Origin of the sequence: Tenacibaculum ascidiaceicola, from assembly GCF_047470925.1 — a bacterium.
Lineage (GTDB): Bacteria > Bacteroidota > Bacteroidia > Flavobacteriales > Flavobacteriaceae > Polaribacter > Polaribacter discolor.
Genome location: NZ_JAZKJP010000005.1, coordinates 1 through 18,505 on the forward strand (window position 1 = coordinate 1; position 18,505 = coordinate 18,505).

Here is an 18,505-nt window from a genome sequence, read left to right on the forward strand (position 1 = left end):
ACCTTTTCTTTAAATATCTTAAACCCTATTTTAATGAACTCACACTAACTTCCTAGCTTACCGCTTATCCGTTTGCGGGTGCAAATATAGATACCTTTTTCCATTCAACAAGTACTTTTCCAACCTTTTTTTTAAACTATTTTTTAATACGCTATATCCTAATTAGTTACATACAAAAGTTTTTTATACCATACACATCTCCTTCCTTTGTTTATTATATCTATGACTATTATACTACTTCTAGCATGGAGAAAATTTCCCTTTTATACTACTATATATAATGTAATTGTTCGCGTTAGGGATTGAAGCGGCATCCTTTTGTTTAGGGTGCCTTTAGCAACCTAAACAAAAGATACAGCGGAAAGCCCGACACTTTATTATGTTATAGCGCAGCGAAAACAAACAATAAAGTGAAACGCCTACTCCAACAAATCACATTATTTGAAATACATTATATATATATATTGTATGAAATACGCTTTTACAATATCTTATTTAAAATAGTGATGTTTGATTGGTTTGATATTTATCAAATTTGGTAAAATCTAAATGAGGAAGTTTTTTATCCTTTAAATACAGTTTTTTTGCCAACTTAAACTGCATGTCTATTTGTTCTGCTATCTTACCTTCTCCTCGCATTCTACTTGCGTAACGAGAATCATTTAATGAACCGCCGTGACAATCTTCTATTTGATGTAAAATTTTGTCCGCTCTATCAGGATATGTTTTTCTTACCCAATTGGTAAAAATTTCTCCTATCGCTCCATTTAAACGTACTATTGTATATGCAACTGAGGTTGCACCTAACTCACTTACCTTTTTTACTAATGGTAATATTTCGTGACTATTAATTGAAGGGATGATTGGTGCTATCATTACATTTACTGGTATGTTATTTTCTGATAGGGTTTTGACTGTTTCTAATCTTTTTTTGATGGTCGTTGTTCTTGGCTCTACTACTCTTCTTGTTTCTTCTGATAGTGATGTGATAGATATACTTACCCTTAATAAATTTAAAGATGCCATTTCTTTTAAAATATCTAAATCACGAAGAATTAATGCATTTTTTGTTATCATGCTTACTGGGTGCTTTAATTTTAATAGTACTTGCAGCATTTTTCGGGTAATTTCAAGTTTCTTTTCTATCGGTTGATAACAGTCTGTATTTCCAGAAAACATAATATTTTGTGGTTGCCAATTACGACTTCGTAGTTTTTTTTCTAATAGTTCTGGTGCATTTGCTTTGTACAATATTTTACGTTCAAAATCTAACCCTGCAGAATACCCCCAATATTCATGTGTGTTTCGCGCATAACAATAAACACAACCGTGTTCACAACCTTGATATGGATTCATTGAATATGAAAACCCAATATCTGGACTTGTCACTTTATTAAGAATTGTTTTAGGATAAATTTCTAAATAGGTTGTTTTATTATTGTCTGCTGATTCATTTTCAGCTTCGCAATAGTTTAAGAAATCATCCAACACTTCGTGTTGATGTTGCGTAAATTTATTGTGTGTGTTGTGTTGTGCACCACGTCCTTTAATGTAGTCCATAATCATATCTAAATAAAACGTTATAAAATTGTCTTTAGAATGACTTTATCGAGAACAGGTTCGTATAAACTTCTCGATACAATTTCGATAGGGTTCCGAAATCATCCGAAGTGACCTTGTAAAATTACAAAAAGCAACACAAAGGTTTTAGTGTTCTTAAATATTATTTATAGCTGTTAAGGTTTTACTAGTATTTTCTTTACCGCTACCTGTTGTCCATCTTTGAGTATACGCACAAACAATAAACCTGTTTTAAAATTTGGTATAGGAATGGTTTGCCTTATTTTTTGAATTTTGTTTGTATAAATTATTCTTCCTGTAACATCTACAATTTCTATATCTAAGTTGTTTCCTCTTGAATACACAAACATTCCTTCTGATGCTATTACAGGGTTTGGATATATTTTTAAGGTATTATCAAAAGGAAAATCAATTTTTATACTATCTGTATAAATTTCTGTTCCATCATCAAGAATAATTTTAGCTCTATATTCGTTTTTTCCTCCTTTAACACTGATATCATCCGTTTGGAGTTCTTGAACGTTAGGAGCTTCAAAAGTTTGAATAGTTTCCGTTTCTCCATTGAGTATTTTTTCAAAAGCAACCGAAGCTACATTCATCAAAGTACTTAAACTTAATCGAACATCTACTACATCTTCATTTTTTACAAAAGCCAAAAAATTCTTATAATAACAGTTTACTCCTTGCGAGTTGTAATTTATTGTTTGTCCTTTAACTCCTACTCCTTCATTAAAAACTGGTGTTATGGATATATAAGGTGTTTTAAATGTATTTTTCGGAACAGCAACATTCGTTTCGTTTACTATTGAATTTGTATACATATAAGTATCATCCAACAGTTGCACATTATATGCTGTAGCATTCGGAACTGGCTCCCAGCTAAATTGAATACTTTCATCACAGTTAAAATCGACAATTGGTGTAATAACATCTGAAATTATAAATTCTTCTGAATTATAATATGTTCCATTTACTAAAGCCCTTAATTGAATGACTCCGTTAACTTCTGGAGTATTCCAAAGTAAGTATGGTTTTGTAACATTTGTAGCGTTTGCAATTTCTATCCAACTTCCTTTATTAATAGAGTATTCAATCTTACTTACTGGAAAACCCAAGTTATTTGTCCATCGTACATATTTATCTGTTACAGTTGGTAACTTGTCATCTTTATTAGGATAGTTCCATGTAAAAATATTTTTAGATTGATAAAAATAAGCGATCGAAAATGACTGTATTGGTGTTGCTAACGAATTTGCCTTTACCTTTATATTATATGTATCTGTTTCTGGATTGTCAATCGTAATTAATTCTACATTATTTAAGTGGTCTTCTCCATATACAGCTTCTTTTTCTAGCGAATTTTTGGATGGTGAAGCGTCTAAAACCCAAGGTAACCATGAATTTGCACCACTATTCACTTCTAAATCTAGATCGTTTACCAACGCTTTATTGTCATTAACATTAGCAGGAACATCGTTCCAAACTAATGCTATTCTTATTTCTTTTGACCCTGTATTTATAGGGATTGAATATTCTTTAACTTCATTACTTGAAATTTCATCATTAATATATGTTCCATTTTCTAAAACTTCCATACTTTGATAACTGTTCACATTACCATAACCACTTTTAAAGTCTATTCCTTTTGGACCGATATCATCAGCTCCCGCAATTAATACAGATTTTAATAATGCCGAAGAAGGAAATTTGTTTGTTTTCTCTTTGTATTTATGTTGTAGTAGCGTTGCTACCCCTGAAACTATAGCAGCAGCATCCGATGTTCCGTCTGGTCCATGGGCCACTAATTCAGGTTTTACTCTACCATCATAAGTAGGTCCTTTTGAACTTCTTGTATTTACTAGTAGTTCTTTATTAACTCCTCCAACAACTAAAACATTTTTAGCCATTTTATAGTTTCCTGTCATATTAGCATATCCTTCTATTCCTTGGTAAGTTCCTTCATTAGATGCTACTTCTCCTGTATTACCTGAAGAAAATACATGAAGTAATTCAGGTACATCAATTGTGCTTTGATCATATGCATTCGCTTCAGCTCCATAAAAATTTTCTATTTCTGTTCCGTAAGAATGGTTTTGAACAAATATATTATTGTCAACATAGTAAGTATCTTTATCAGGTAATAATGTACTAAAGTCTGAAGATGATAAATTACTATGATAAGCAACTCCTTTCGAATTATAAGCACTATTCCCAGCACCTCCAATTGTAGTAGCCATTAAAGTTGCATGACTAGAAACATCTTCTGCTTCATTTCCGTAAAGTTTTATTCTATTTCTTAAGTCTATATCGTTTACATCAAACAACAATTCTTTTACAGAAACAGTTAATCCCTCACCATTAATTGTTTTAAAATCATTTTGAAGTTTGTTTATATTATTGACGCTTAAATCTATTTTTTCAATCGGTATTTTTTCTGGACGAGGAGCTAGTTGAGTATCCAAATAAACTACCTGGTACATAGAGGCTATTTTATTTATTTCTGTTGGAGATACATTAAGCGTTAAAACATCCTTGTACCTATGCGTTACTTTAATATTTACATTCTTTTCTTCCGCTTCTTTCAAGAATAGTTTTGAGTTTACTGTTTTTACTACAATCCTGACTTCTTTATTCTTTTTATTTAACAACTGTGACAATCTATATGACAGCTTCCATTTATTATTTATCTCAAATAACTCCCCTTTAAAGGAAATCTCTTTCGTTTTTTCTTTTTTAGTTATTATTAGAAAGTTTTTATCTAATCTCCGTATTACATCTACTTCTTTATCGTTGGAAATCAGATCTTTTTTATTAATTAGATAATATTTTTTTTCCAATACTTTTTCCTGAAATATTTTTGGCTCTATTTTTTTTACATAATTAGGAAAATCAACTTGCGAGTACATATTCAATGTTAAAAATACTCCGCTAATAAAAAGAAAAAACAATCTCATAAAAATACATTATTAACACAAATAAAACACTTTTTTTGCATATTTCATTATAAAAACATACTTTCGTTAAAATTTTTTAATAAAATCCTTTCAAAAAAATGAAAAATTTAAATTCACAACTATTAAGCCTTTTGGCTTTTGCAGTTATTTTGTTTACTGCATGTAACTCTTCAGAAGAGACTATTCCAAACAACGAAACTAGCGAGATTACTCCTGAAATAGTTTCAAAACTACAAGCTGCTTATTTTGAAACTTCTTCAGCTAAAGTAACTACTTTTATGGGAGAAAAAGGTGTGGCTGTAGAAGACATGTTCTTTACTTTTGCTCAAATTGATGAGTTAGGTGAAGGTTCTAACATTCCAAACACTGAACATTACAGAACTACTAACTTAGTAACAGGTTTACCAAGAGTTATTACTGTAAGTGTTTCTCCTGATTTAGGAACTTTAGGTTCGGATGCTTTAGATAAAACTATTGTTATGTTAAACAACTTAGGTTCTCAATTAACTTACCAAAGAGTTTCTTATGGTGGTAAAGGTAAATCTAAGGCTGATATTGAAGTTAATGAGTTTTACGAATTAGAAAGTGGTGGGTTTATCACTTTAGGTAGAGCTGCTGGTTTCCCAACTAGAAGAGGAGATCCTGCTAAAGGTTTTGGTATTAACAGTAGATGGTTTGAATTATCTATTGCACCTACTTCTAGCGAGCTTGCTGGTACTATGGCTCATGAAATTGGACACTGTATTGGTTTCCGTCATACTGATTATCAAACACGTGAAAGCTGTGGACAAAATGTTAATGAAGGTAGTGCTGGTGTAGGAGCTATTCATATTGCTGGTACTCCAACAGGCTCTGACAATACTTCTATTATGCAATCTTGTGGACCTGCTACTACATTTAACAACAATGATAAAAATGCAATGTTAACTCTTTACTAGACATTTATATTTTTATGATATTTAAAAGCCCAGATACATGTATCTGGGCTTTTTATTTTTTAAACTTTTCTAGTTTTATTCATTAACCAAAAATCTGCGAGCACTAAAGCTGTTAACGCTTCAACAATAGGTACTGCTCTTGGTACTACGCAAGGATCATGTCGTCCTTTTCCATGTATTTCTGTAGCTTCACCTTTCGAGTTTGTCGTAGCTTGGTTTTTCATTATCGTTGCTACGGGTTTAAAAGCTACTCTAAAGTAAATATCCATTCCGTTAGAGATTCCTCCTTGAATACCTCCTGATAAATTAGATTGCGTTGTTCCGTCTGGATTGAAAATATCATTGTGCTCTGAACCTTGCATTTTTGCTCCACAAAAACCACTTCCAAATTCAAAACCTTTTACTGCATTAATAGAAAGCATTGCTTTTCCAAGTTCTGCATGTAACTTATGAAAAATAGGTTCTCCTAACCCTACAGGTACATTCTGAGCTACGCAGGTTATTGTTCCTCCAATAGTATCTCCAGCTTTGCGTATTTCTTGAATTTTAGCTATCATTTTTTCCGCTGATACTTCATCAGGACAACGGACTATATTACTTTCTGTTTTAGTAAAGTCTAAATCTTGATACGGTTTCATCATGAAAACATCCCCTACTGATGATGTAAATGCATTGATATTAATATGATTGATTAATTGCTTGGCTAAAGCTCCTGCCACAACCCAATTAGCTGTTTCTCTTGCAGATGTTCTTCCACCACCTCTGTAATCTCTTATTCCGTATTTTTTATCATATGTATAATCGGCATGTGAAGGACGGTACACATCTGTATTATGATTATAGTCTTTACTTTTTTGATTTGTATTTTTAATCATAAAACCTATTGATGCCCCAGTTGTTACTCCTTCAAAAATACCTGATAAAAACTCAACTGTGTCTGGCTCTTTACGTTGTGTTACAATTTTAGATTGTCCTGGTTTACGACGATCTAATTCTTGCTGAACAGCATCAAAATCAACTTTCATTCCTGCAGGGAATCCATCTATTACACCCCCAATTGCAATTCCATGAGATTCACCAAACGTAGTTAGCTTTAAAGTATTTCCGAATGAATTAAACATATCTTATTATTTAATAGAACGAAGGTAGAATTTATTTACTAAAAACGATAATTTTCATTCTTATAATTACAGGTTAACTTGTTATTATAACCCTTTATTTAAGTCTACTCACTTTTATCTTTATTTTTTTACTCTTGCATTTTACACCAAACTTATTGATAGCAAAAGTGTTACGTTTCATAACTTTTTTAATGCTTAAATTTTATTAAAAAAAGTAGCAAAAAACTTTTTTAGAATTGAAAAAAGGTCATATATTTGCACCCGCAATCAGGGAATACATCTGATGAGGCACTCAGGAGAAATGGCAGAGTGGTCGAATGCGGCGGTCTTGAAAACCGTTGTCTGTAACAGGACCGGGGGTTCGAATCCCTCTTTCTCCGCAAGTCCGAAGCGAAAGCTTCGGATTTTTTTTTAGGGGATTAAAGAAAAAAAAGCTTACAAAACTGTAAGCTTTTTTTAGTTTATTAGAAGCACTATGCTTCCTTATGTATATGAAACTACCACTTTCTTACCCCTAGCCTCTTTTCTAATGCCAAGTATGCAAAATAAAACAATGTTCCTAAAATTATTCCTGAAACATATCCTGTTGTAACATCAACGGGAAAATGTACTCCTAAATATATTCTACTATATCCAAAAATTAAAGGAAACAAAATCATTAAATAAATCAACTTAAAATGTTTTCTCAATAACAAAATCATAAAAGTAGTTATTGTAGTAGATAATGAAGCATGACCAGACCAAAAGCTGTATCCTCTAGGCTTATATGTAAAATTCCTTAAATACTCTTTTAAACCTTCTGTATTGCAAGGTCTAATTCTTTCTGTAGTGTTTTTAATTAAATTTGTGAATTGATCAGAAAAAGCAACAATAATTGCTACAAATAATACTGTAAACAATCCTTTCTTCCATCCAAACTGTTTAAACACTAAAAACAGCACAAAAGCAAACAAAGGTGTCCAAGTAAATTGATTCGTTATTATTAACCAAAAACCATCCCATTGTTCGCTTCCTAAATTGTTAAGATAAATTAAAAGCTCTTTATCTTTCTGTATAATATTTTCTATCAAAACTACTTTCCTACTTTTAAAACTTCTATTTCAAAAATTAAATCTGACTTTGGAGGGATTGGACCTACTCTACGATCGCCATACCCTAAATAAGAAGGTATAAACAATCGTACTTTATCTCCTTCTCTCATTGTCTTCACACCTTCTTTCCATCCTGCTATTAACGGAAAGTTTTCATCATCAACAGTAAAAACAAAAGCCTCACCTTTATCTAAACTAGAATCAATTTTTCTTCCATCTGCTAAATACAACGTATAATGTGCTGTAGTAGGCAATGCTGGATTTACTTTTTTACCATTTCCTTTTTGTAAAGATAAAATTTTCAATCCTGAATCGGTTATAACCGCATCATTAATTCCTTGCTCTTCTTGGTATCTTTGTTTTAATTCCTCTATTTTTTTCTTCCTCTCTTCTTCTTTCTTTTCAACGTTTGCTAGTTCTTGTTCAAAAACTACTGGCGCATCAAATTTAGAGGCATCCTCTCCTATCCTTAAAATTTCTATATGCTTTATATAATCATTTTTTTGAATAGTATCCACTATAGCTTGACCTTGTAAAACACGTCCAAAAACAGAGTGTCCACCATCTAACCAAGGTGTAGCTTTATGTGTTATAAAAAACTGACTCGAATTCGTAACTGGTCTTGAGTAATTTGCCATGGACAATACCCCTGGCCCATCATGCTTATACAATAAATTACCTTCTTCATCCATTGGGAATTCATCGGCAAATGTATAACCTGCATCACCAGCACCAGTTCCTGTTATATCCCCCCCTTGTATCATAAAATCTTTAATAACTCTATGAAACTTAGTTCCATCATAAAATGGTGTTCCTTTTAATGAATCTATCATTTTAGGATGTGTTCCTTCACTTAAGGCCACAAAGTTCGCGACCGTCATTGGAACTTTATCATAAAAAAACTTCACTAAAATATCACCTCGATTGGTTTGGATATCTGCATATAATCCGTTTTCTAAATTAGGATATTTTGCTGATTTACACGATACAAACACTATCAGCGTAACAAGTACTATTTTAAATAATTTCATTTAATTTATTTTCTCCTATAAACAATTAATTAGGTTAACAACAAGTGCTAACCTAATTAATTATCAATTATTTAAGTTTTATTTATTTTACTTCTAACAACTCTACTTCAAAAACTAAAGCTGAAAAAGGCTTAATATGTTGCCCTCTTTGTTGTGGACCATAAGCTAATTCTTGTGGAATAAAGAACTTATACTTTGCTCCTGGCTTCATCAACTGTAACCCTTCTGCCCATCCTTTAATAACTTGTGTAATTCCGAATTCAGATGGTTTCTCTCTATTTTCATTAGAATCAAAAACAGTTCCATCAATTAACGTTCCTTTATATAAAACCTTTACTCTTTGAGATCCTACTGGAGCATCTCCTTCACCTTCTTTTAAAACAACATACTGTAAACCGCTTTCTGTAGTTTTTACTCCATCTTTAGCTTTATTTTCTGCTAAAAAGTCTTCTCCTGCTTTTTTATTATCTCCAAATTCAGCTTCTGCTTTTTTAGCTTGCTCTTCTTGCATTTGTTTCATTTTTTCTTGTTGTTTCTTCTGAAAAAATGCTCTTAAGATATTATTTATGTCTTTTGACTCTACTAATAAGTTTGTAGAATCCATTCCATTTTTAAAACCTTGTACAAACAAATCTTGATCCATTTCGTCAAAGTTTGTTTTAATTTTATTAGCCATATCTAAACCTAGAGCATAACTTACAGAATCTACTTCTGTTGCTAATGAACTTTTTTGTTTAAACTGACCGTTACTGCATGAAACAATTGATAAACCTACAACTGTAGCTGCTAAAATGTTGGTTAATTTCATTCTTCTTTTTTTGATTTTATATCGATTAATGTTACTGTACTTTGTATTGGCTGATTTACAGCTATTTTATTTCCATCTCCTGTTACTCCAAAAGCTCTATACGATGGAATGACAAATGTAATAGTTTCTCCTTTTTTCATCAACTTTATTCCATCTTGTAATGCAGGAATAAAATCTTCTTTATCTACTTTATAACTTCTCTCCTTTGTTTCATAAAGAACATCTCCATTAAGGTCAGTTATATTGTATGACAACATTACCAAATCTTCAACTTGTGGAGAATTTGAATTTAAAGTATCTTTAGTTACATAAGTATACCAAAAACCATTAAGCGAACTTTTATATTCTCTAACAGTATCTTTAGTTACCCATTCTTCTAAACGTTGTTTTTCTAAAGCATTTAGTTTTTTATTCTCTTTGAGAACTTCTTTATAAAAATTTGTTGTACCGTGTTGCTTTGGTCTTCTCGCCTGTGGCTCTTTACAAGATACCATTACCAAAACCAAAAGAACAAAAAGTGTTATTTTATGCTTCATACGAATTTTCTAACTCTTGTTGGTATGTAGGTAATAACGACTTAAATCTCTCTATCGTATTTTCCATATTATCATCACTTCTACCTCCTGCTGCATTATCATGTCCTCCTCCATTAAAATAGTTGCGAGCAAACTGGTTTACAGAAAACTTCCCTTTTGAGCGGAAAGATATTTTTACAATCCCCTGTTCTTCATCTTCTATAAAAATAGCTGCAAATACAATTCCTTTCAAAGATAACGCATAATTCACAACTCCTTCTGTGTCTCCTTTTTCGTAGTGAAATTGTTTTTTCTCTTCTTCAGTTAAAGTGATAAAAGCTGTTTTGTATTCTGGTAAAACTTTCATATTACTCAAAGCTTGCCCTAATAACAATAACCTATTGTAAGAGTTTGCATCATGAACATTACTATGAATTCTATCATTTTCAGCTCCTTTATCTATTAAATCTGCAATAACTCTATGAGTAGTACTAGTTGTAGACCTAAAACGGAAAGAACCTGTATCGGTCATAATACCTGTATATAAACAAGTAGCTATATTTTCATCTATCAAATCAACATCTCCCATCATTTCAATAAAGTTGTATACCATTTGACATGTTGAAGACATAGATGTATCAGAATACATATACATAAAATCATCTGGTTGTTGATGATGATCTATCAAAGCAAAATCATTCTCATATTGCTCTAACGTGTTTTGCATATCATTTCCAACTCTGTGCAATGCATTAAAGTCTAATAAAAAAACAATATCAGACTTCGATAAGGCTTTGACGGATTGTTTGTTTTGACGATCAAAACGTTTTACGGTTTTTGACCCAGGAACCCAATGTAAAAAATCAGGGTACTCGTTTGGCATTAACACCTGAGTAGTGTGTCCTTTTTTATCTAAATAATGTTTCAATCCTAACGTCGAACCTATTGCATCTCCATCAGGATTTCTATGCCCAATTATCACAACATTTCTAGGTTCTGACAAGAATTCTTGCAGTTCTGTAAAGTGTTTCAAAATCATAAAAGGCGAATATACAAATTAATGCTATATTAACCTTTTTATGTATTTTTTTTTGTTCCTTCACTCAAAAATAAAATTACAATCACCTTTATGAAATTTACTAATTCATTTATATTATTAGTAGCCTTTTCTCTATCCTCTTTTAGCCAAGAAACATTTACAATTGCTTTTGGTTCTTGTAACAATCAGAGACTTAACAATCCTTTTTGGGAAGATATTCTATCTCTTAGTCCAGATATATGGATATGGGGAGGAGACAACATTTATGCAGACACCAATAATATGCGTAAAATGAAACGTATGTATAAAACTCAAAAAAAGGTTAAAGGGTATAAAGAGTTAACCTCTAAAATTCCAATTCTTGCTACATGGGACGATCATGATTATGGTAAAAATGATGGAGGCATAGAATTTAAAATGAAAGATGAAAGTCAACAATTATTTTTAGATTTTTTAGGCGTACCCAAAAACTCTTCTAGAAGAAAACAAAAAGGTGTTTATCACTCAAAAACTTTTAAAACAGAAAATGGTAGTGTTAAAGTTGTTGTTTTAGATACTCGTTATTTTAGAACTTCGCTTACCAAAGGAACAAACGAGCAACGTTTTAAACCTAATAAATATAATGAGGGTAATATTTTAGGAGAAACTCAATGGAAGTGGCTTAACAATGAGCTAATAAACTCTAACGCAACCTTCACTATAATAGTTAGTAGTATTCAAATACTATCTAAAGAACACGGATTTGAAAAATGGGCAAACTTTCCTCATGAAGTAGACAAATTATTCAGTTTGATTCAAAAATCAACAAATACAAATGTAATTCTTCTTTCTGGTGATCGACATATTTCCGAATTTTCTAAGACTATCATTGACGGAGTAAAGTATCCAATTATTGATTTTACTTCAAGCGGATTAACACATGCCTCTTCTTCATTTACCTCTGAAAAAAACAACTTCAGAATTGGTAATGTAGTTAACTCTTTAAGCTATGGCACGTTACTTTTAGATTTAAAAACTAAAAAAGTTAGTTTTCAAATGCGAGGCAAAAACGGGGTTATCTTACAAGAAATCAACCAAATATATCCTTAACTTGCTAATAACATTAAAAAGTGTATTTTTGCGCCGATTTATGCGAAGTTAGCATAAGCAACAACAATTAAGAAATTTATCATTTACTGATATTTATTACATTTAATAATGGCAACAAATAGAACTTTTACAATGATTAAACCAGATGCTGTAGAAAACGGACATACTGGTGCAATTTTAGAAAAAATTAATGCTGCAGGTTTCAGAATCGTAGCTATGAAAAAAACACAGATGACTAAGCGTGATGCTGAGACTTTTTATGGAGTACACAGTGAGCGTCCTTTCTTTGGTGAATTAGTTGAGTTTATGACTCGCGGACCAATCATCGCTGCTATCTTAGAAAAAGACAACGCTGTTGAAGATTTTAGAACTTTAATCGGTGCTACAAATCCAGCTGAAGCTGCTGAAGGAACTATCCGTCAGTTATATGCTACTTCTATTGGTGAAAATGCAGTACATGGTTCTGATTCTGATGAAAACGCAGCTATCGAAGGTGCTTTCCACTTTTCTGGTAGAGAAATGTTTTAATTCTTAAAAAGAAAAAACTTTATATATTGAACTCGTTACATAATTGTAACGAGTTTTTTTTGTTTAATACTCTCTATATATAACACTTAGCTTTTATTCTAAAAAACAATCATTCCTTCCATTAAAGAAGCATAAAACAAACACTTAACATTTAATCTTTCTTTTATCCAGCAACTTCCTTTTAAAAAGCTTTTATATTACCTAGTTTTGCCTTCCGCTTAAAAAAGCAGAAAAATAATTCTACAACTTAAAATTAAAAAAATGGCAAAAGATCAAGACCCAAAAGAAGCAATTCAACAAACAAAAAAAGTAGTATCAGGAGGTATAGTTGGCTGGCTAACAAAATTATTCTTAGGTAAAAGTTTTGTTGATGAAACAAACGACATACTTGAAGCTTCTGAAGCTCAAATTGATTTAGTTGGTAAACAACAAAGATTAATTACAGAAGGAATACCTGCTAAAGCTAAAGTTTCTCTAGTACAGAACACAGGATCATTAGTGAATTTCGATCCTATTATTCTGTTAAGCCTTCATGTTGAACCAGTATCTGGTGAAAAGTTTGATATTAGCACCACAACACACGTATCTAAACTATCTATACCTAAAGTCGGAGAAACAATTAACATCAAGTATGATCCTAACGAAAAATCATCAATCATTATTGTTTAGCTTCAACTCAATAAAGAAATAACAATAAAAAACACGCTACAGCATTGTAACGTGTTTTTTCTTTTTAATTTAGCTTGAGTCTCTCTTTAATTTACAATAACTTCGCTAACGGTGAATATAAATCATTAAAACGGATTCATATTCTTAAAAAAGTTATCAAACATATAAAGAAAACTATGAGAAGTTTGACATTTGTAATTTTATATATTCTTTCAGGACTACAAACGACATTTGGACAGAATGAAACAGATATTATAATGGGAAGTAAGTTTGTTATTAAATCTAATATTTTAGGTGAAGAAAGAACCTGTTTAATAAGCCTTCCTGATTCATACAATGAATCATCTGAAGTTGATAAAAGATATCCAGTTATAATATTATTGGATGGAAATACTCATTTTAAAATAGCATCTGGAATATTACATTTTATGAGTTCTAATAGGAATCAAAACAATTTAATACCTGAAAGTATTATTATAGCCATAGAGAATGTTGACCGTGAACGGGATTTTACTGTTACAAAAATTAAGACCAAACGACCTAATAATATGGGAGGTGGGAGGATCTTTTTGAATTTCATTGAGAAAGAACTATTACCTTATATTGATAAAAAATACAAGACAAAACCTTTTAGAACTCTCATTGGACACTCTTTAGGAGGACTACTTACACTAAATTCCTACATGGATAAAAATAGCGTATTCAATGCTTACATTTCTATAGACCCAAGTATTTGGTGGAACGAGGAGATGATGAAAAATAAGGTTGATGCTATTTCCCCAATATCATTAGACAAAAAACTTTATATCGCTACTGCCAATCAAGGAGAGGCTAATTACAAGAGAAATAAACAAAGACACGACTCTATTTATGCTTTAATAAAAAAGAAATCAGATAAACCTCTAAATATCGAAATAGAATATTTTGAAAATGAAAACCATCGCTCTGTACCATTAATAGCTCTGTATCAAGGGTTAAAATACCTTAACCAAGAGGAGTGATTTCAAAGCTAGCAATATCAAAAAATACGTTTAGTAACACCGTGTATAATTCATTGCTAGTATTCACCTACTTACGAAAAATCTCACGGATTTTCTATTCTATTTGTATTTACTAAAATTAGCTACTGAAACACATAATAAAATCATACACAAAACGTTAGCGAAATTATCAACCATTTAAGAACCTAAACTAACATCAACTTTTTAACGAGTTCCTCTCCTATTTCCTCATTAATCATACGTATAATCTTATCTTTTCCATAGCTTAACTCTTCTCTCAATACAGAAGAAGATAAACGAACAATTAAGGTTCCGTTTTGTAATTTTACCTCACTTGTATAAGAAGCTACTCCTGCACCCATCAGTTTTTCCCAAGCTTCGTCAATATGAATTTTTTGAAAACCCTTTTTTAGTTTATTGTTCTCTTGGATAAAACTTCCCATCAAGTCTTTTAATGAAAAACTATCATTTTCTCTTTTAGCCATTAGTTTTATTTTTTGTCTTACTTATAAGCAACAACATTATAACTTAAAAATCTGATATTCTTGGTTACTCTTTTTTATCACCTCCTCTGTTCTATCAGCATGCGTATCTGTAATAAAAATCTGTCCAAATTCATCACTATTTACTAAATCAACGATTTGAGCAACTCGGTTTTCATCTAACTTATCAAAAATATCATCCAATAATAAAATTGGAGTAACGTTAGACTGCTTTTTAATAAACTCAAACTGTGCTAACTTTAATGCTATTAAATACGATTTTTGCTGTCCTTGTGAACCAAATTTTTTAATAGGATGTTCCTCTATTTCAAAATTTAAATCATCTTTATGAATTCCAACAGATGTATACTGCAGCATCTTATCTTTCTCTAAATTTTGTTGCAACAAAACTTCTAAAGACACATCGTGTAATTGACTTTTATAACGCAAATTTACTTCTTCATTTGCTCCAGAAATAATTTTATGCTTATCATTAAAAATAGGCACAAACTCTTCTAAAAAAGTCTTTCTTTTATTATAAATAATCGTTCCGTATTCAATTAATTGCTCATCGTATACTTTTAAATTTAAAGCATCAAATGTTCTATTTGCAGCAAAATATTTCAGCAATGCATTTCGCTGACTCACCGTTTTAGTGTACGAAAAAAAAATTGGTTTAATGTACCAACACTACAACATGCAATTATAATAAGTCTGGTAGACTCTCCTTAATTTATTATTCAACCTTCTTTTGGATTTTGCATAATAGCTTCTAAACTACCGAATGCTAATACTACATACTTAAAATTTAGTTACTCACACTATTTGTAGAATTAGGCATCCAATTAACAGCTATACTTTTTAAACTCTATATTTAATATTTTAGCTATTTATACAGTACGATTTTTTTTAATTTGATTATACTTAGAAAGTTATACAACATAGATTAATGGTGGTTTATTTTAAATTAAAAAAAAGCATAAACTATTATGTTTTTTTTATATATTAGCTTTAGTTAAAAAATTGTTGTCTCTATAAAACTTAAAAGCTTAATTTAATATTGCATTATAGTAACTTGTACGGCTATAAGCTATTTAAAATCAAAGTCACATTAATATTTCACGAGGTACTACAAAAAAAAGAGGAAGCCGAAAATCTTTTGACCATTTTAACACTACAGAGTAGGCAAAATTTAAAAATTTCTATTTATGAAGACAAAATTTGAAAAATTGTCAGATGAATTATTCAAGTATAAACTTGACAAAAATCAAACTTCCGAAATCAGAGGAGGTATCCAAATTACCTATGAAAAATACGAAACCTTCATAGGTGGCGAAAATGGAGATTATGTTGAATGTGGAACAGATTATCGTGGTAAAACATGTGATCCTGTGGTCTTTTACTAGTAACTAATCTCTAAGGATAGGTTTCAAGACCTATCCTTACTTTTAAATAATATAAATAACTTTTGATTTTAATATTATCTGATCAATTTGACCAATCAACAAATGTAGTTATTGATTGGCTTAAGTACTTTAATGTACCTTTTTTTAGAATTAATGAAAATGACTTATGTGAAATTGTAGAAATTAGTATTGGTTCAATTAATAGAATTTTAATTAAGATTAACAATAAGGTTATTGATCTTAATGAAGTGTCCTCTTATTGGTATAGAAGAGGTCAATTTAAGATAAAAATTCCTAAATTTTTAGCAAATAATGAAACAGCTATTTTTGAAAGCAAAATAAATAAAAATACGAATGAAGAAATTATTACTATCGTTGAGTTCGTAAATATTTTTTTAGATAACAAAAGGAGTTTAGGTAGGTATTTTGACAATTTCACTAATAAATTAAGCAACCTGAGAACAGCTAAGCTATGTGGTTTATCTGTTCCTGAAACAATTATATCCTCTAAAAAAAAACAAATTAAAAGTTTTTATGTTAGGGAGAAAGAAGAAATAATTACTAAAGCATTATCTCAGACTATAATGTTTTCTAAACCAAAAGAAGGTTCTATACAAGCATACACAAGTAAGGTTAGTAATGAAGATATAGATAAATATGACAACAATATATTCCCTTCGTTATTCCAAAAAATGCTAAATAAAAAATATGAGTTAAGAGTTTTTTTTTTAGAAGAAGAGTTTTACCCTATGGCTATATTCTCACAAAACAATAAAAAAACAGAAGTTGATTTTAGAAGATATGATAGAAATAGACCTAACAGATGTGTCCCATTCATCCTTCCTAAGAAAGTAAGAAAAAAAATCTCTTTATTTATTGAAAAGAAAAAATTTAAAACAGGCTCAATTGATATGATTGTCACTACTGACGATGAGTTTGTTTTTTTAGAAATAAACCCTGTCGGACAGTTCGGTATGACCTCTTTTCCTTGTAACTATTATTTACATAAAAAAATAGCCAAACATTTATGCAATTAGATCAAATAGAAATATTACAAATGAAAAATAACTTAACTAAACAAGAGTTATTAAATCAGTTACCATTCTTTTATCGCTATGCCGAATGTAACTTATACTATAATCGTACATCTGCACCTATGGTAGATAGTGAAATCCATCATACCAATTATTATATGGTTGAAAGTTTATATAAATCATTTTTTTAGAGGTAATGAATACAGTTTTTTGTTTATTTTCAAATTGTATACCCATAAAGGGCTTTAGGAGAAGTATAATATACGACCTAACAAGGTTTGAATATCAATTTATTCCAAATTCTCTTTATGATATTTTAAATAATTTTAATGGAAAATCTATAAATTTCATAAAAGAAAAATACAAAGATCACGGCTCTACAATTGACGAATACTTTAATTTTCTTTTGGAAAATGATTATATATTTTTTTGTAAAGAAAAAGAGATAAAACGTTTTCCTAAATTGAATTACACATGGGATTATCCTGGAGAAATAAGTAATTGTATTTTTGAGATTGAAGATTCATTTTCTATCGATATAAAAACCTTGATTACAAATTTAAAAAGTCTTGGTTGTAATCATATACATTTATTTTACAAAACCTCTCTCTTTGAAATGGATCAACTCATAAATATCATTTCTATAATTAATCGTTCTCCCTTCAAGTCTATAGAAATTAGCATTCCTTTCGATAAGGATATAAATATAAATCTCTTTAATATTTTTTGTCAGGGTAATCTAAATGTTTCAGAAGTTAACTTTTACAATTCTCCTTATGAAAAAAAATCAAGACTGAAAAACACTAACACAAGACTAACATACCAACCACACAACAAATATCTTTCTGATAAAAAAGAAACATTTAACTTCCATGTAGACATGAATTTATTTATGGAATCTCAAAAACATAACACATTCTTTAATAGAAAGCTTATTGTTTCAAGTTTAGGTTTTTTCACTAACTCCATTAAAAACAACAGACACAAATGGTGGCTACACAAAGACTCTCTTACAAAAGTCATTCATACTGATAAATTTAGAGAAAATTGGTTTTCTAACAAGGACTCTATAAAAATTTGTAAAGATTGTGAATTTCGTTACATGTGTGTAGATAATAGAACCCCTGTAAAAGATGACAAAAAAAATGAGTGGTATTTTGACACAAAATGCTCATATAATCCATACGAAGCAAAATGGGATGTTATATAATAGAATGA

Annotated in this window: 18 protein-coding genes, 1 tRNA gene and 1 pseudogene; 10 read left to right on the forward strand and 10 right to left on the reverse strand. The window is 30.4% G+C overall.

All coding sequences use genetic code 11. From position 1 onward, the window contains the following. Nucleotides 1-495 precede the first annotated feature (495 nt). Both VBY68_RS04395 and VBY68_RS04400 read right to left on the reverse strand, forming a co-directional pair. Nucleotides 496-1,560, reverse strand: a complete 1,065-nt coding sequence (locus tag VBY68_RS04395) for a PA0069 family radical SAM protein (RefSeq protein ID WP_415269014.1) — start codon at nt 1,558-1,560, stop codon at nt 496-498. A gap of 176 nt (nt 1,561-1,736) precedes the next feature. Next, on the reverse strand, nt 1,737-4,487 hold the full coding sequence (locus VBY68_RS04400) for a S8 family serine peptidase (RefSeq protein WP_415269015.1): 2,751 nt from the start codon (nt 4,485-4,487) through the stop codon (nt 1,737-1,739). 146 nt (nt 4,488-4,633) lie between these two features. Between VBY68_RS04400 and VBY68_RS04405 the strand changes: the two genes are divergently transcribed. Further along, nucleotides 4,634-5,473, forward strand: coding sequence for a M57 family metalloprotease (locus VBY68_RS04405; RefSeq protein WP_121145701.1), 840 nt, complete (start codon nt 4,634-4,636; stop codon nt 5,471-5,473). A 59-nt stretch (nt 5,474-5,532) separates the two neighbouring features. Here VBY68_RS04405 and aroC read toward each other — a convergent pair whose 3' ends face one another. Next, a complete protein-coding gene (gene aroC / locus VBY68_RS04410) occupies nt 5,533-6,594 on the reverse strand; it encodes a chorismate synthase (protein WP_415269016.1) in 1,062 nt (353 codons plus the stop codon). Between the two features lie 295 nt (nt 6,595-6,889). Here aroC and VBY68_RS04415 point away from each other — a divergent pair. Next, a tRNA-Ser gene (locus tag VBY68_RS04415) sits at nt 6,890-6,974 on the forward strand. A gap of 117 nt (nt 6,975-7,091) precedes the next feature. Here the strand turns inward: VBY68_RS04415 and VBY68_RS04420 are convergent. The 5 genes from VBY68_RS04420 to VBY68_RS04440 form a co-directional block, all read right to left on the reverse strand. Next, entirely contained in the window at nt 7,092-7,664 is a 573-nt protein-coding gene (locus VBY68_RS04420; protein WP_415269017.1) for a phosphatase PAP2 family protein, read from the reverse strand. A gap of 2 nt (nt 7,665-7,666) precedes the next feature. Further along, nucleotides 7,667-8,716, reverse strand: a complete 1,050-nt coding sequence (locus VBY68_RS04425) for a peptidylprolyl isomerase (RefSeq protein WP_415269018.1) — start codon at nt 8,714-8,716, stop codon at nt 7,667-7,669. Between the two features lie 82 nt (nt 8,717-8,798). Continuing rightward, entirely contained in the window at nt 8,799-9,524 is a 726-nt protein-coding gene (locus VBY68_RS04430) for an FKBP-type peptidyl-prolyl cis-trans isomerase N-terminal domain-containing protein (protein WP_415269019.1), read from the reverse strand. Then, a complete protein-coding gene (gene gldI, locus VBY68_RS04435; protein WP_415269020.1) occupies nt 9,521-10,060 on the reverse strand; it encodes a gliding motility-associated peptidyl-prolyl isomerase GldI in 540 nt (179 codons plus the stop codon). Before gldI ends, VBY68_RS04430 begins: the two co-directional genes overlap by 4 nt. Beyond that, nucleotides 10,050-11,078 (reverse strand): DHH family phosphoesterase, encoded by a 1,029-nt coding sequence (locus VBY68_RS04440; RefSeq protein WP_124591226.1) that lies wholly within the window; start codon nt 11,076-11,078, stop codon nt 10,050-10,052. Before VBY68_RS04440 ends, gldI begins: the two co-directional genes overlap by 11 nt. Nucleotides 11,079-11,168: 90 nt before the next feature. Here VBY68_RS04440 and VBY68_RS04445 point away from each other — a divergent pair, with 90 nt between their 5' ends. From VBY68_RS04445 to VBY68_RS04460, 4 genes are all read left to right on the forward strand, one after another. Next, nucleotides 11,169-12,167, forward strand: a complete 999-nt coding sequence (locus tag VBY68_RS04445; protein ID WP_121145709.1) for an alkaline phosphatase D family protein — start codon at nt 11,169-11,171, stop codon at nt 12,165-12,167. A gap of 108 nt (nt 12,168-12,275) precedes the next feature. Further along, the gene (locus VBY68_RS04450; protein WP_028892988.1) at nt 12,276-12,695 is read left to right on the forward strand and encodes a nucleoside-diphosphate kinase; all 420 of its coding nucleotides are present in this window, start codon (nt 12,276-12,278) and stop codon (nt 12,693-12,695) included. A gap of 261 nt (nt 12,696-12,956) precedes the next feature. Then, complete coding sequence (locus tag VBY68_RS04455) at nt 12,957-13,364, forward strand: hypothetical protein (protein WP_415269021.1); 408 nt, start codon at nt 12,957-12,959, stop codon at nt 13,362-13,364. A gap of 176 nt (nt 13,365-13,540) precedes the next feature. Next, nucleotides 13,541-14,365, forward strand: coding sequence for an alpha/beta hydrolase (locus VBY68_RS04460; RefSeq protein ID WP_415269022.1), 825 nt, complete (start codon nt 13,541-13,543; stop codon nt 14,363-14,365). Between the two features lie 185 nt (nt 14,366-14,550). Here the strand turns inward: VBY68_RS04460 and VBY68_RS04465 are convergent, their stop codons facing one another. Continuing rightward, nucleotides 14,551-14,850, reverse strand: coding sequence for a DciA family protein (locus tag VBY68_RS04465; protein ID WP_099215390.1), 300 nt, complete (start codon nt 14,848-14,850; stop codon nt 14,551-14,553). A gap of 36 nt (nt 14,851-14,886) precedes the next feature. Beyond that, a pseudogene (gene recF / locus VBY68_RS04470) lies at nt 14,887-15,507 on the reverse strand (DNA replication/repair protein RecF); the annotation flags it as partial. Between the two features lie 548 nt (nt 15,508-16,055). Here recF and VBY68_RS04475 point away from each other — a divergent pair. The 4 genes from VBY68_RS04475 (at nt 16,056) to gwsS (ending at nt 18,497) form a co-directional block, all read left to right on the forward strand. Beyond that, the gene (locus VBY68_RS04475; protein WP_415269023.1) at nt 16,056-16,253 is read left to right on the forward strand and encodes a hypothetical protein; all 198 of its coding nucleotides are present in this window, start codon (nt 16,056-16,058) and stop codon (nt 16,251-16,253) included. Nucleotides 16,254-16,315: 62 nt separating this feature from the next. Continuing rightward, nucleotides 16,316-17,290: a grasp-with-spasm system ATP-grasp peptide maturase gene (gwsG, locus tag VBY68_RS04480; RefSeq protein ID WP_415269024.1), complete on the forward strand. Its 975-nt coding sequence runs from the start codon at nt 16,316-16,318 to the stop codon at nt 17,288-17,290. Further along, entirely contained in the window at nt 17,281-17,478 is a 198-nt protein-coding gene (locus tag VBY68_RS04485) for a hypothetical protein (RefSeq protein WP_415269025.1), read from the forward strand. Before gwsG ends, VBY68_RS04485 begins: the two co-directional genes overlap by 10 nt. A gap of 5 nt (nt 17,479-17,483) precedes the next feature. Then, the gene (gene gwsS, locus VBY68_RS04490) at nt 17,484-18,497 is read left to right on the forward strand and encodes a grasp-with-spasm system SPASM domain peptide maturase (RefSeq protein ID WP_415269026.1); all 1,014 of its coding nucleotides are present in this window, start codon (nt 17,484-17,486) and stop codon (nt 18,495-18,497) included. Nucleotides 18,498-18,505: the final 8 nt, after the last annotated feature.